We start from the raw sequence: 13559 nt of genomic DNA on the forward strand, positions 1-13559 counted from the left end.
CGCGAGGGCCACGGTGTCGGCTCGGGGCCGCCGGACCTGACGGGCTGCGGGGCGCGCGGGTGCACTAGCGTCACGCACCATGACTGCACGCGCGCCAGGCACCCCCGGACCGGTCAGCGAGGTGGCCAGCGAGCTGGTCGCCAACGTGCTCACCATCGAGGTGGAGGTGGGCCAGCAGGTCGCCGAGGGCGACACGCTGGTGCTGCTCGAGTCGATGAAGATGGAGATCCCGGTGCTGGCGCCGCACGACGGCACGGTGACCGACGTCCGGACGGCGCCGGGCGACGTGGTGCAGGACGGCGACGTCATGGTCGTCGTGCAGGGCTAGACCCACCCCCAGCGAGCAGGAGCCGAACGTGAGCGTGCAGGACGAGACCCGCGTCGTCGAGGCCGTGCAGACCGGCCTGTTCGTCGGCGGCGAGTGGCGGCAGGCCACCGGCGGCCGGACCATCGACGTCGACGACCCCTCGACCGAGCAGGTGCTGGCCAGCGTGGCCGACGCCACCGTCGAGGACGGCCGGGCCGCGCTCGACGCCGCGGTGGCCGCGCAGGCCGGCTGGGCGGCGACGCCCCCGCGCGACCGCGGCGAGATCCTGCGCCGGGCGTTCGAGGAGGTCGTGCGCCGCAAGGACGACCTCGCGCTGCTCATGACGCTCGAGATGGGCAAGCCGGTCGCCGAGTCGCTCGCCGAGATCACCTACGGCGCCGAGTTCCTGCGCTGGTTCTCGGAGGAGTCGGTGCGCATCGCCGGCCGCTGGAGCACCTCCCCGAACGGCGCCACCCGGCTGATGACGACCAAGCAGCCGGTCGGCCCGTGCCTGATGATCACGCCCTGGAACTTCCCGCTGGCCATGGGCACCCGCAAGATCGGCCCGGCGATCGCGGCCGGCTGCACGATGGTCGTGAAGCCCGCCTCGCAGACGCCGCTGACCATGCTCGCGCTGGCGCAGATCCTCGCCGAGTGCGGCCTGCCGGACGGCGTGCTGAACGTCGTCACGACGTCGAGCACCGGCGAGGTGATGGAGCCGCTGATCCGCGACCCGCGGCTGCGCAAGCTCACCTTCACCGGCTCGACCCCGGTCGGCCGCAGGCTCGTCGAGCAGTCGGCGCAGGGCCTGCTGCGGGTGTCGATGGAGCTCGGCGGCAACGCGCCGTTCCTGGTGTTCGCCGACGCCGACCTCGACAAGGCGGTCGACGGCGCGATGCTGGCGAAGATGCGCAACCTCGGCGAGGCGTGCACGGCCGCCAACCGGTTCATCGTGCACGAGTCGGTGGCCGAGGAGTTCGGGGCGCGGCTGGCCGAGCGGATGGCGGCGCTGACCATCGGCCGCGGCACCGACGAGGGTGTGCAGGTCGGCCCGCTGGTCGACGCGAAGCAGCGCGACAAGGTGGCCGAGCTGGTGCAGGACGCCGTCGACCACGGCGGCACGGTCGTCACCGGTGGCCGCACGACGGGGGAGCGCGGCTACTTCTACGAGCCGACCGTGCTCACCGGCGTGCCGACGCAGGCGCGGGTGTTCGGCGAGGAGATCTTCGGGCCGGTCGCCCCGATCACCACCTTCGCCGCCGACGATGAGGCGATCCGGCTGGCGAACGACACGGAGTACGGCCTGGTCGCCTACCTGTTCACCGAGAACCTGAGCCGCGCACTCACCACGGCGGAGGCGCTCGAGACCGGCATGGTCGGCGTGAACCAGGGCGTGGTCTCGAACCCGGCGGCCCCGTTCGGCGGCGTGAAGGCCAGCGGGTTCGGCCGCGAGGGTGGCGTCGAGGGCATCGAGGAGTACCTCGAGACGAAGTACGTGGGCATCGCGCTCTGACGCGCGGTCGGCGGCCCGTCACCCGGCGTGGTGACGGGCCCGGACGCCGGTCACCCGGACGGCCGAGACAGGCCCTTGTACGCCACGACCGACCCCTCGGCGAGCACCGTCGACGGCGTGTCGTTGCGCTCAACGGGTGAACTGGGCCGAACGAGTTCCCCCAAAGGGCTGCACGGTCACGGTGAGTGCGTGTTCAATCACCGACTGTCCGAGAGACTCGCCCACGCCACCCCGCCGAGGTCCCCATGCAGCGCCGCACCCGTCGTCAGCCCCGCCACCGTCAGGTCCGCGAGCAGCGCGTCGTGCGCTTCGTCGTCCGGCACGGCGGCGGACTGCTGGCCCTGCTCGTCGGCGTGGTGGCCGCCGACGGCGTCGTCGAGTCGATGATGGGCTCGAAGTGGTGACCGCCCGCCGCACCTCTCGAGCGGCGGCCCGCTCGTGACCGCCCTCGCCCTGCGGCTGGCCCGCGCGCTGCAGCCGCCGCAGGCGTCGCAACCGCCCGGTGCCGCCGGTCCCCGGTCCGGTCGCCCGGTCGCCGGGTCGCGCCGCCGGCTGCCCGCGCTGCCCGTGCCGGTGTTCGTCGGCCTGGTCACCGCCGTGGGCCTGGTGCTCGCGGTCGTCGTCGTCGCCGGCTCCGACCTGCCCGGCGACCTGCGGGTGCTGCCGCTGCCGGTCTGGCTGCTGTGCCTCGGCCTGGCCGTCGGCGAGCTCGGCCCGATCCCGGTCGCCCGCGGCGACGAGCGCACCGGCTCGATCACCATGTCGACGATCTTCGCCGTGGCGCTGGTCGCCACCGGCCCGTTCGCCGTGCTGCTCGCCGTGCACACCCTGGTGGTGGCGCTGGACGACGTCCGCACCCGCCGCGAGCCCCGCAAGATCGCCTTCAACGCCGGGCAGTACGCCGTGAGCCTGGTCGCCGCCCGCGCCGTCTTCGCCCTCGTCGGCGGCGAGCCGCTGCTCGCGCCGCACCACCCGTTCACGGCGGCCGCCCTCGGCCCGGTGCTCTGCGCCGGCCTGGTCTTCGTCGTCGCGAACAACGCCCTGGTGGCCGTGGTCGTCGCGCTCGACCAGCAGTCGCCGGTGCTCGCCTCGGTGGGCCGCGACCTGCACCTCAAGCTCGAGACGTCGGCCGTGCTGGTGGCGCTCGCCCCCGTGGCGGCGGTGCTCGCGCAGACCAGCGGGTGGCTGCTGCCGCTGCTCGCGCTGCCGGTGCTCGCCGTCCGCCGCTCGGCGGTGCTCGCCGCCGCCCGCCGCGTGCAGGCGATGCGCGACCCGCTGACCGGGCTGGGCAACCGCGACCTGTTCTTCGGCCGCGCCGCCCGCCAGCTCGAGCGCAGCGCCGTCACCGGCGAGCCCGTCTGCGTGCTGATGCTCGACCTCGACCACTTCAAGGACATCAACGACACCCTCGGCCACCAGATCGGCGACCTGGTGCTGCAGGAGATCGGCCGCCGCATCGCCCCCGTCGCGCCCGAGCCGGGCTGCGTCGCGCGGCTCGGCGGCGACGAGTTCGCCGTGCTGCTGCCCGGCGTGCCCGCCCGCGGCGGCGGCGTGGTCGCCGAGCAGCTGCTCGCCGACATCGTGCAGCCGCTGCAGATCGGCGGCACCCGGTTCAGCGTGCAGGCCAGCATCGGCATCGCCTCGCTCGAGGGAGCGGCGCAGGCGGGCACCGACGCCGAGCAGCTCAGCGACGTCACGGCGATCATGCAGCGCGCCGACATCGCGCTCTACGACGCCAAGCGCGAGCGGGCCCGGTGGGCGCTGTACGACGACGACGCCGCGCACCCCGGCACCCCCGAGCGACTCAGCCTGCTGGCCGACCTGCGCGAGGCGGTCACGCTCGGCCAGCTGTCGGTGTCGTTCCAGCCGCAGGTCAGCCTGCACGACGGCGAGGTGAGCGGCACCGAGGCGCTGGCCCGCTGGACGCACCCCGAGCGCGGCGTCATCGACCCCGAGGAGTTCATCGCGCTCGCCGAGAACGCCGGGCTGATCAGCCAGGTCACCGACCTGGTGCTCGAGGACTCGCTCGCCGCGCTCGACCGGTGGAACGCCGCCGGCCTGGCCAGCCGGGTGTCGGTGAACCTGTCGGCCCGCCAGCTCAGCGACCTCAGCCTGCCCGAGCGGGTCGGCCGGGCGCTGGCCCGGCACGACGTGCAGCCCGCGCAGCTGACCGTCGAGGTCACCGAGAGCAGCATGATGGGCGACCCGCGCCGGGCCGGGCAGATCCTGCGCGAGCTGCGCCGGCTCGGGGTGCGGGTGGCGGTCGACGACTTCGGCACCGGGTACTCCTCGCTGGCCTACCTGCAGGGCCTCGACCTCGACGAGATCAAGGTCGACCGCAGCTTCGTGCGGGCCATGTCGGTCGACGGCGACGACGTGCTGGTGCGCTCCATCATCGAGCTCGGGCACAACCTCGGGCTGAGCGTCGTGGCCGAGGGCGTCGAGCACCCCGAGCAGCTCGACCGGCTGCGCGCCCTCGGGTGCGACGTCGTGCAGGGCTACCACGTCGGGCGGCCGATGACCGGCGAGCGCATGACGGCCTGGCTGCGCGGCTCGGCGCTGCCCGAGGCGGTCGTCCCCGCCGTCTGACACCATCGCCGACGTGGCTGACCCGCAGACCGTCGTCCTGCTCGGCTCGACCGGCTCGATCGGCACCCAGGCGGTCGAGGTGATCGCCGCCCGGCCCGAGCGCTTCCGCGTCACGGCGATCGCCGCCGGGGGGTCGGACGTCGGGGCGCTGGCCCGGCAGGCCGCCGACCTGGGCGTCGAGCAGGTCGGCGTGGCGCGTGCCGAGGTGGCCGGCGAGCTGCGCGAGGCGCTCGCCGCCGTGGGCTCGCGGGCCGAGGTCGTCGCAGGTCCGGACGCCGCCGCCGACCTGGCCGGGCGCGGCGACGACGTCGTGCTGAACGGCATGACCGGCTCGATCGGCCTGCTGCCCACGCTGCGCGCGCTGGTGGCCGGCAGCCGGCTCGCGCTGGCCAACAAGGAGTCGCTCATCGTGGGCGGCTCGCTGGTGCTGGCCGCCGCGGCCCCCGACCAGATCGTGCCGGTCGACTCCGAGCACTCGGCGCTGGCGCAGTGCCTGCGCGGCGGCAGCGCCCACGAGGTGCGGCGCCTGCTGGTGACCGCCAGCGGTGGGCCGTTCCGCGGCCGCACCCGCGACGAGCTGCACGACGTCACGCCCGAGCAGGCGCTCGCGCACCCCACCTGGTCGATGGGCCCGGTCATCACCACGAACTCCGCGACCCTGGTCAACAAGGGGCTCGAGGTGATCGAGGCGCACCTGCTGTTCGGTCTGCCGATGGACCGCATCGACGTCGTCGTCCACCCGCAGTCGGTCGTGCACTCGATGGTCGAGTTCGTCGACGGCTCCACGCTCGCCCAGTGCTCGCCGCCCGACATGCGGCTGCCGATCGCCCTGGCCCTCGGGTGGCCCGACCGGCTCGAGGGCGCGGCGAGCGGCGTCGACTGGACCACCGCCTCGACCTGGGAGTTCCTGCCGCTCGACGACGAGGCGTTCCCCGCGGTGGCGATGGCGCGGCACGCCGGCACCACCGGTCGCACCCTGCCCGCGGTGATGAACGCCGCCAACGAGGAGTGCGTCGAGGCGTTCCTGGACGGCCGGCTGCGGTTCACCGCGATCCTCGACACCGTGCAGCAGGTGATGGACGAGCACGCCCCGCCCTCGGGCGACCTCACCCTCGAGGGGGTGCTCGAGGCCGAACGATGGGCTCGCGAGCGCACGCGTGCGATCCTGACCGGGTGACGGCTCTGCTCTACGTGCTCGGCGTGCTGCTGTTCGTGATCGGGATCGGCGCCTCGATCGCGCTGCACGAGGTCGGGCACCTGCTCCCCGCCAAGCGCTTCGGCGTCAAGGTCACCCAGTACATGGTCGGCTTCGGCCCGACGCTGTGGTCGCGCCGGCGCGGCGAGACCGAGTACGGCGTGAAGGCCGTGCCGCTCGGCGGCTACATCCGGATGATCGGCATGTTCCCGCCGAAGCCCGGCGACGACCCGGCCATGATCCGCGCCACCTCCACCGGCCGGATGGGGCTGCTGGTCGAGCAGGCGGTCGAGCAGCGCACGAAGCGCCGCGGCGGCATGGCGCAGCTCGCCGACGACGCCCGCAAGCAGTCGCTGGAGGAGGTGCAGCCCGGCGACGAGCACCGCGTGTTCTACCGGTTGCCGGTGCGCAAGAAGGTCGTCGTCATGCTCGGCGGCCCGTTCGTCAACCTGCTCATCGCGGTCGTGCTGTTCACCATCACCCTCGCCGGCCTGGGTGCGATCGACCTCACCACGAGGGTCGGCACGGTCAGCGAGTGCATCCTGCCGGCCACCGCGCCGGCGTCCCGGAAGTGCACCCCGAGCGACCCGCCGGCCCCGGCCGCCGCCGCAGGCATCCGGGCGGGCGACCGCATCGTCTCGATGGCCGGCCGGCCGGTCGGCACCTGGGACGACGCCCGCGCCGCGATCCGCGCGTCCGGCGGCCGCACCGTGCCCGTCGTCGTCGAGCGCGACGGCGAGCGGCTCACGCTGTCGGCCACCGTGCCGTCGACCCAGCGGCAGGTGCTGTCGGACGACGGCACGCCCGAGACGCGCGACGGGAAGCCGGTGCTCGAGTCGGTCGGGTTCCTCGGCGTCTCCTCGCTGCCCGGCCTGGTGCGGCAGCCGGTCAGCTCGGTGCCCGGCGTCATCGGCAGCCAGATCTGGCACGTGGCCGGCGTCGTCGTCCGCCTGCCCCAGAAGATGGTCGGCGTCGTGAAGGCGGTCACCGGCGGCGAGCGCGACGCCGACGGCCCGGTCAGCGTGGTCGGTGCCGGCCGCGCGGCCGGCGAGCTGGCCAGCAGCGACGACATCGAGTTCATCAAGGGCCCGAAGGCGCGCGCGGCGTCGATGCTGTCGCTGCTCGCCTCGCTGAACCTCGCGCTCTTCGTGTTCAACCTCATCCCGCTGCTGCCGCTCGACGGCGGGCACGTCGCGGGCGCGCTGTGGGAGGGGCTGCGGCGTGCGATCGCCCGGGTGCGCCGTCGTCCCGACCCCGGCTACGTCGACGTCGCGCGGCTGCTGCCGGTGGCGTACGTCGTGAGCAGCGTGCTGGTGCTGATGTCGGCGCTGCTGATCTACGCGGACATCGTCAACCCCGTGAAACTGGCCGGGTAGTCAGCCCGGCCGGGCGGGAGCGATACTCGAGGCATGAGCGTCTCCCTCGGCATCCCCTCCGGGCCGCCCCCCGTCCTGGCTCCGCGCCGCGTCTCCCGCAAGATCCAGGTCGGCTCCGTGGCCGTCGGCGGCGACGCGCCGGTCAGCGTGCAGTCGATGACGACGACGCCCACCACCGACGTCAACGCGACGCTGCAGCAGATCGCCGCCCTGACCGCGACCGGCTGCGACATCGTGCGCGTCGCCTGCCCGAGCCAGGACGACGCCGAGGCGCTGCCCGCGATCGCGCGCAAGTCGCAGATCCCGGTGATCGCCGACATCCACTTCCAGCCCAAGTACGTGTTCGCCGCGATCGACGCCGGGTGCGCCGCCGTCCGGGTGAACCCCGGCAACATCCGGCAGTTCGACGACCAGGTGAAGGACATCGCGAAGGCCGCGAAGGACGCCGGGGTGTCGATCCGCATCGGGGTGAACGCCGGGTCGCTCGACCGCCGGCTGCTCGCCAAGTACGGCAAGGCGACCCCGGAGGCGCTCGTCGAGTCGGCCGTCTGGGAGGCGTCGCTCTTCGAGGAGCACGACTTCCACGACTTCAAGATCTCGGTGAAGCACAACGACCCGGTCGTGATGGTGCGCGCCTACGAGCTGCTCGCCGAGCGGGGCGACTGGCCGCTGCACCTCGGCGTCACCGAGGCCGGCCCGGCGTTCCAGGGCACCATCAAGTCGGCCACCGCGTTCGGTGCGCTGTTGTCGAAGGGCATCGGCGACACGATCCGCGTCTCGCTGTCGGCGCCTCCCGTCGAGGAGGTCAAGGTCGGCATCCAGATCCTGCAGTCGCTGAACCTGCGCCCGCGCAAGCTCGAGATCGTGTCGTGCCCCTCGTGCGGGCGCGCGCAGGTCGACGTCTACAAGCTGGCCGAGGAGGTCACCGCCGGGCTCGAGGGGCTCGAGGTGCCGCTGCGCGTCGCCGTCATGGGCTGCGTCGTGAACGGCCCGGGCGAGGCGCGCGAGGCCGACCTGGGCGTCGCGTCCGGCAACGGCAAGGGGCAGATCTTCGTCCGCGGTGAGGTCGTGAAGACCGTGCCCGAGTCGCAGATCGTCGAGACCCTCATCGAGGAGGCCATGCGCATCGCCGAGTCGATGCCGGTCGACGCCGAGGCCGGCACCCCGAGCGTCAGCGTCAGCTAGCCCGCGCCCGGCGCGCGATCGGGCGACACGCACCGGTCCTGCGGTCGACACCGGGCGACCCGGCACGGCAGGCTGAGCCCGTGCTGCGCACCGCCCCGTCCCTGCGACCGCTCGAGCGGTCCGACCGCGACGCGGTGCTCGAGCTGTGCGCCGCCGACGGCACGGCGAACGTGATGGTGGCCGAGCGCATCGAGCAGGTGGGCGGCGACCCCGCGCGCATGGGCGGGCACCTGTGGGGCCTGTTCGAGCGCGGCCGGCTGACCAGCGCCTGCTGGGCCGGGGCGAACCTCATCCCGGTGCAGGTGCGCGGCGACGCCGCCCTCGACGCCTTCGCCAGCCGGGCCCGGCGCTCGGGAGGCAGCTACTCGTCGCTGTTCGGCGAGGCCGACGCCGTGCTCGGCATGTGGCGCCGGCTCGAGCAGGCCGGGTGGTGGGCCCGCGAGGTGCGTGCCTCGCAGCCGCTGTACGCGACGTCGTCCCCGTCGCGCGCCGTCGAGCCCGACCCGCTGGTGCACCGCGCCGGCCCCGACGACCTCGCCGTCGTGCTCCCCGCCTCGGTGGCGATGTTCACCGAGGAGGTCGGCTACTCGCCGATCGGGTCGGACGGCGGCACCTCCTACCGCCGCCGGGTCGCCGAGCTGCTGCGCCAGGGCCGCACCTTCGTGCGCCGCGACGTCGACGGCAGCATCGTCTTCAAGGCCGACCTCGGCGCCGTCGGCGGCGGCGTCGCGCAGGTGCACGGCGTCTGGGTCGCCCCCCGCCACCGCGGCACCGGCCTGGCCGCCCCCGCCATGGCCGCCGTCGTCGCGCAGACCCTGCAGCGAGAGGCCCCCGTCGTCTCGCTCTACGTCAACGACTTCAACGAGCGCGCCCTCGCCACCTACCGCCGCGTGGGCTTCGAGCGCGTCGGCACCTTCGCCACCGTCCTCTTCTGACCCCGTCCGCCCCGCCGCACCCCCGTCGCCGTCTCCTGCGCGCCCCGTGAAGTCGGCTGCCGCACCGTCCGAGGGGTGTGCACGCCCCTTGGACGGTGCCGGAGCCGCAGGCAGGTCGCGCACCTGCTAGCAATGCGGTCGTGCCCGACACCAGCGACCTGCCGGACGTGACCATCGCCCCCTTCGACCTCGTGGCGCACGCCGCCGAGGCCGCCGCGCTGCAGACGGACGCGCTGCGCACGGTGGCGGAGGTGACCGGCACCGGGTGGCCGCAGTCGGAGGGCGCGACGTACGAGCGGCACGCCGCGCGCGAGGGGTTCCGGGCGCTGGCGGCCCGGCGCGGCGACGAGCTCGTCGGGTTCGGGTACGGCATCACGGCGCAGGCCGGCTCGTGGTGGGACACCTGGGTGCAGCCGGCGCTCGCGGCGGTCGGGGAGGAGGGGCTGCTGGTCGACGCGTTCGAGGTGGTGCAGCTCATGGTGGCGCCTCAGTGGCACGGTCGCGGGCTGGGCGGGCGGCTGCTGTCGGCGCTGTGCGACGGGGTGGGGCTGCCGCGCGTGCTGCTGACCACGCAGGACGGGCCGAACCCGGCGCGCGCGTTCTACGCCCGGCAGGGGTTCCGCGAGGTGGCCGGTGGGCTGGCGTACGGCAGCACCCCCTACCTGGTGCTGGCGCGCGACCTGTCCTGACCGGCCACGACTAGGCTCGTCGGGTCCCGCCCCCCGCTCGAGGAGCCGTCGTGATCCTGCGCCTGTCGTCCCTGTTCCTGCGCACGCTGCGCGAGGACCCGGCCGACGCCGAGGTGCCGAGCCACCGGCTGCTGGTGCGCGCCGGGTACGTGCGCCGCGCCGCGCCGGGCATCTACACCTGGCTGCCGCTCGGCCTGCGGGTGCTGCGCAACGTCGAGCGCGTCGTCCGCGAGGAGATGGACGCCGCGGGCGCGCAGGAGCTGCAGTTCCCCGCGCTGCTGCCGCGCGAGCCGTTCGAGGCCACCGGCCGCTGGACCGAGTACGGCGACAACATCTTCCGGCTGCAGGACCGCCGCGGCCAGGACTACCTGCTCGGCCCCACGCACGAGGAGATGTTCACCCTCGTCGTGAAGGACCTGTACTCCTCGTACAAGGACCTGCCGCTGTCGATCTACCAGATCCAGACGAAGTACCGCGACGAGGCGCGGCCGCGCGCGGGTCTGCTGCGCGGGCGCGAGTTCGTCATGAAGGACTCGTACTCGTTCGACGTCGACGACGAGGGCGCCCGGCGCAGCTACCAGGCGCACCGCGACGCCTACGTGCGCGTGTTCGACCGGCTCGGCCTCGACTACGTGATCGTGCAGGCGGTGTCGGGCGCGATGGGCGGCTCGGCGTCCGAGGAGTTCCTCGCGACGTCGCCCGTCGGCGAGGACACGTACGTGCGCTCGCCGGGCGGGTACGCCGCCAACGTCGAGGCCGTCACCACGGTGGTGCCCGAGCCGCTGCCGCTCGACGACGCGCCCGCCGCGCACGTCGAGGACACCCCCGACTCACCGACCATCGCCTCGCTGGTCGACCTGGTGAACGCCCGCTTCCCCCGCGAGGACCGCCCGTGGGCGGCGAGCGACACCCTGAAGAACGTGCTCCTGACCGTGGTGCACCCCGACGGACGGCGTGAGCCGCTGGCCGTGGGCCTGCCCGGCGACCGCGAGGTCGACCTCAAGCGGCTGCAGGCGCAGCTCGAGCCGGCCGACGTCGAGCCGTTCACCGACGCCGACTTCGACCGCCACCCCGCGCTGGTCAAGGGCTACATCGGCCCCGGCGTGCTGGGGGAGGCGAGCGCGAGCGGCATCCGCTACCTCGTCGACCCGCGCGTGGTCACCGGCACCCGCTGGGTCACCGGCGCCGACCAGCCGGGCCGGCACGTGCTCGACCTGGTCGCCGGCCGCGACTTCACCCCGGACGGCGTCGTCGAGGCCGCCGAGGTGCGGGCCGGCGACCCGGCGCCCGACGGCAGCGGGCCGCTCGAGCTGGCGCGGGGCATCGAGATGGGCCACATCTTCCAGCTCGGCACCAAGTACAGCGAGGCGCTCGGCCTGCAGGTGCTCGACGAGCGGGGCAAGCTCGTCACGGTGACCATGGGCTCGTACGGCATCGGGGTGTCGCGGGCCGTCGCGGCGGTGGCCGAGCACGGGCACGACGAGGCCGGGCTGGTGTGGCCGCGCGAGCTGTCGCCGGCCGACGTGCACCTGGTCGCCACCGGCAAGGACGCAGCCGTCCTCGAGGCCGCCGATGCGCTGGCCACCGAGCTGTCGGGCCGCGGGCTCACGGTGCTGTTCGACGACCGGCCCAAGGTGTCGCCCGGCGTGAAGTTCAAGGACGCCGAGCTCGTCGGGGTGCCGACCATCGTGGTGCTGGGGCGCGGGCTGGCCGACGGCGTCGTCGAGGTCAAGGACCGGGCGAGCGGCGAGCGCACCGACGTGCCGGTCGCGGAGGTGGCCGACCACCTCGTGGCACTCGTCCGCGGGTGAGCGGCGACTGGGTCGGCTGGTTCGACCTGCCGGCCGGTGCCGGGCCGGGCACCCTGGCGCTGCTGCTGGTCGCCGCGCTCGCGGCCGGCTGGGTGGACGCCGTGGTCGGGGGCGGCGGGCTGATCCAGCTGCCCGCGCTGCTGCTCGGGCTCGGCCCGACCACCGCGCCGGTGCACGCGCTCGCGACGAACAAGATCGCCGGGATCTTCGGGACCACCACCAGCGCGGTCACCTTCGGCCGCCGGGTGCACCCCGACCTGCGGACGGCGCTGCCGATGGCCGGGTTCGCGCTGGTCGGGGCGCTGGTCGGGGCGGCCGTCGCGCTGGTGCTGCCGGCCGGTGCGTTGAAGCCGGTGGTGCTGGTGGCGCTGGTCGGGGTGCTCGCCTACGTGCTGCTGCGCCCCGACGTCGGCAGCGTGACGGCGTTGCGGCACACCGGGTCCCGACACCACGGCACCGCCGCCGGCCTGGGGCTGGTGGTCGGCGTCTACGACGGCGCCGTCGGACCGGGTACCGGCTCGTTCCTCGTGTTCGGGCTGGTCAGCCTGCTCGGCTACGCGTTCGTCGAGGCCAGCGCGAAGGCCAAGATCGCCAACGTCGCGACCAACCTCGGGGCGCTGCTGGTGTTCGTGCCGCAGGGGGCCGTGCTCTGGCGCCTCGGCCTGGCGATGGCCGCGCTGAACGTCGTCGGCGGGTACGTCGGCGCGCGCACCGCCGTGCGCGGCGGCCACCGGTTCGTGCGCATCGTCTTCGTCGTGGTCGCCCTGGCGCTCGTCGTCCGGCTGGCGCTCGACGTGTTCTAGCGCACCGCGCCGAGGATGGTGGTGTGCACCGCCAGCTCGGTGGCGTCGCCCGGCCCGGTGCACTCGAGGGCGTTGTCGAGCTCGCGGACGGCGACCCACGCCCGCGCCCGCTCGACGTCGAGACCCGCTGCGGCGCAGGCGATCTCGAGCCGGCGCCGCACCTCGGCGGCCGGGTCGCCGGTGGCCACGGCCTCGTCCCACCGGTTCCACAGCAGCGGCGCCACCTCGAAGGCCGGGTCGCCCGACAGCGGCTTGGGGTCGATCACCAGCCACGGCTCGCGCCGCCCCGCCAGCACGTTGGCGTAGTGCAGGTCGCGGTGCAGGAGCGTGCCGTCGCGCGGGTCGGACGCCAGCTGCCGCAGCGCCCCGAGCCCGGCGTCGGCCAGCGGCGGCGGCACCAGCCCGGGCGCCGCGGCGGCCTGCGCCGGCAGGTCCGCGGGCGAGCGCCGCACGTCGTCCGACAGCAGGTGCAGGCCGGGCGGCGCAGGCACGTGCAGCCGCCGCAGCAGCGAGCCCACGACCTCGATCGCCGCCGGCACCGGCAGGGTCTGCAGGTCGTGGGTGCTGTCGAGCCGCTCGAGCAGCAGCGTCCAGCCGCCGTCACCGCCCAGCAGCCGCACCGCGCCCTCGCCCGCCCAGCGGCGCAGCGCCACTGCCTCGTCGCGGGCCTCGAGGTGCGGCCAGCCGACCTTGAGCACCAGCGCCTCGCCCTCGCGGCGCACCGGCACCACCAGCGAGGCGTTGCCGTGCCACGCCGGTGCCCGCGGGGCCAGGTCGATGGCGAGGTCCCAGCGCTCGCAGGCCACGGCCACCAGGTCGGGCAGCGCCGCCAGCCAGTCGCGCGCGTCGGGCTGACCGGTCAGCGCCGAGCGCAGGGCCCGCGGCACCCGCACGGTCGGGCTCACGTGGCGTCGGCGCGCTCGGGCAGCCCCGGGAACGGCACCGGGTCGGCGCCCCACGTTCCGGCCCGCAGCACGCTGGTGGCCAGCCACCCCGCCGCCTCGGACCGCCGAGCCGGGTCGCAGGCCCCCACCAGGTCGGCGTACGCGGCGGCCAGGCCCGACTCGACGTGCGCGGCCAGCGACCGCGCGCTCGCGCCGCCGCCGACCTCGAACGGCAGCGCGTACGCCGCCGCGGCCGGGTCGACGCGCTGGCG

At 74.7% G+C, this 13559-nt stretch carries 12 protein-coding genes; 10 read left to right on the forward strand and 2 right to left on the reverse strand.

The window, feature by feature from the left end; all coding sequences use genetic code 11:
* The first annotated feature begins 79 nt into the window (after positions 1 to 79).
* The 10 genes from ACYVI6_RS01230 (at position 80) to ACYVI6_RS01275 (ending at position 12403) form a co-directional block, all read left to right on the forward strand.
* The gene (locus ACYVI6_RS01230) at positions 80 to 328 is read left to right on the forward strand and encodes a biotin/lipoyl-binding carrier protein (protein ID WP_460444620.1); all 249 of its coding nucleotides are present in this window, start codon (positions 80 to 82) and stop codon (positions 326 to 328) included.
* 28 nt (positions 329 to 356) lie between these two features.
* The gene (locus ACYVI6_RS01235; RefSeq protein WP_460444621.1) at positions 357 to 1820 is read left to right on the forward strand and encodes an NAD-dependent succinate-semialdehyde dehydrogenase; all 1464 of its coding nucleotides are present in this window, start codon (positions 357 to 359) and stop codon (positions 1818 to 1820) included.
* A 438-nt stretch (positions 1821 to 2258) separates the two neighbouring features.
* The gene (locus ACYVI6_RS01240) at positions 2259 to 4409 is read left to right on the forward strand and encodes a putative bifunctional diguanylate cyclase/phosphodiesterase (RefSeq protein WP_460444622.1); all 2151 of its coding nucleotides are present in this window, start codon (positions 2259 to 2261) and stop codon (positions 4407 to 4409) included.
* A gap of 13 nt (positions 4410 to 4422) precedes the next feature.
* The gene (gene dxr, locus ACYVI6_RS01245; RefSeq protein ID WP_460444623.1) at positions 4423 to 5586 is read left to right on the forward strand and encodes a 1-deoxy-D-xylulose-5-phosphate reductoisomerase; all 1164 of its coding nucleotides are present in this window, start codon (positions 4423 to 4425) and stop codon (positions 5584 to 5586) included.
* Entirely contained in the window at positions 5583 to 6980 is a 1398-nt protein-coding gene (locus ACYVI6_RS01250; protein WP_460444624.1) for a M50 family metallopeptidase, read from the forward strand. The genes dxr and ACYVI6_RS01250 overlap by 4 nt, the downstream gene beginning before the upstream one ends.
* Before the next feature lie 33 nt (positions 6981 to 7013).
* Entirely contained in the window at positions 7014 to 8165 is a 1152-nt protein-coding gene (ispG, locus tag ACYVI6_RS01255) for a flavodoxin-dependent (E)-4-hydroxy-3-methylbut-2-enyl-diphosphate synthase (RefSeq protein WP_460444625.1), read from the forward strand.
* Positions 8166 to 8248: 83 nt separating this feature from the next.
* On the forward strand, positions 8249 to 9100 hold the full coding sequence (locus ACYVI6_RS01260) for a GNAT family N-acetyltransferase (RefSeq protein WP_460444637.1): 852 nt from the start codon (positions 8249 to 8251) through the stop codon (positions 9098 to 9100).
* Between the two features lie 140 nt (positions 9101 to 9240).
* Positions 9241 to 9789, forward strand: a complete 549-nt coding sequence (locus tag ACYVI6_RS01265) for a GNAT family N-acetyltransferase (RefSeq protein ID WP_460444626.1) — start codon at positions 9241 to 9243, stop codon at positions 9787 to 9789.
* 50 nt (positions 9790 to 9839) lie between these two features.
* Complete coding sequence (locus ACYVI6_RS01270) at positions 9840 to 11600, forward strand: proline--tRNA ligase (protein ID WP_460444627.1); 1761 nt, start codon at positions 9840 to 9842, stop codon at positions 11598 to 11600.
* A complete protein-coding gene (locus ACYVI6_RS01275) occupies positions 11597 to 12403 on the forward strand; it encodes a sulfite exporter TauE/SafE family protein (protein WP_284290993.1) in 807 nt (268 codons plus the stop codon). The genes ACYVI6_RS01270 and ACYVI6_RS01275 overlap by 4 nt, the downstream gene beginning before the upstream one ends.
* On the opposite strand, the gene ACYVI6_RS01280 is transcribed toward ACYVI6_RS01275, so the two are convergent.
* Positions 12400 to 13308, reverse strand: coding sequence for an aminoglycoside phosphotransferase family protein (locus ACYVI6_RS01280; RefSeq protein ID WP_460444628.1), 909 nt, complete (start codon positions 13306 to 13308; stop codon positions 12400 to 12402). The two genes, ACYVI6_RS01275 and ACYVI6_RS01280, sit on opposite strands and share 4 nt — an antisense overlap.
* A partial coding sequence (locus ACYVI6_RS01285; RefSeq protein ID WP_460444629.1) for a DUF4439 domain-containing protein occupies positions 13305 to 13559 on the reverse strand: 255 nt, incomplete at its 5' end. The genes ACYVI6_RS01280 and ACYVI6_RS01285, both read right to left, overlap by 4 nt.

The organism is Angustibacter aerolatus (assembly GCF_054776675.1).

Excerpts from the sequence above, each read along its gene's own strand:
- ispG (WP_460444625.1), top strand. The coding sequence starts at position 7,014 with ATGAGCGTCTCCCTCGGCATCCCCTCCGGGCCGCCCCCCGTCCTGGCT.
- ACYVI6_RS01230 (WP_460444620.1), top strand. The coding sequence starts at position 80 with ATGACTGCACGCGCGCCAGGCACCCCCGGACCGGTCAGCGAGGTGGCC.